The sequence below is a fragment of the Bacteroides sp. AM37-9 genome (assembly GCF_003603455.1).
In the GTDB taxonomy this organism is placed as follows: Bacteria; Bacteroidota; Bacteroidia; order Bacteroidales; family Bacteroidaceae; genus Bacteroides; species Bacteroides xylanisolvens.
On sequence record NZ_QTNF01000005.1, the window covers coordinates 9772 to 10100 of the forward strand.

General features: G+C 44.1%; 1 pseudogene. It reads left to right on the top strand.

The annotated features are described in order from the left end of the window. Window positions 1–158: pseudogene (locus tag DW862_RS05005) on the top strand (IS1380 family transposase); the annotation flags it as partial. Between the last annotated feature and the right edge of the window lie 171 nt (window positions 159–329).

Here is a 329-nt window from a genome sequence, read left to right on the forward strand (position 1 = left end):
AGAGGTTCGGACTCAATGCAACAAGTCGCATAAAAGCGTTTGTCTTCAGGTTTGTCTCTGTACCAGCCAAGTGGATCAGAACATCAAGGCGGTATGTGCTGAATATCTATACCTGTAATAATGCTTACGCAGATATTTTTCAGACTGATTTTGGATAACGCCTACAACTTATGGGTATGATACTGCGTATTGCCTCAAGTCGCATAGTGGGGCAAGGGGATATTGTGGGCAGAAGTGGGTATTTCAGCCTCAATTTATCTGCTAATTCAGTGATGAGAGGACGTTTAGACGCAAGAAGGACGCTGAAGAGCTTAGTTGCGGATTTGAGG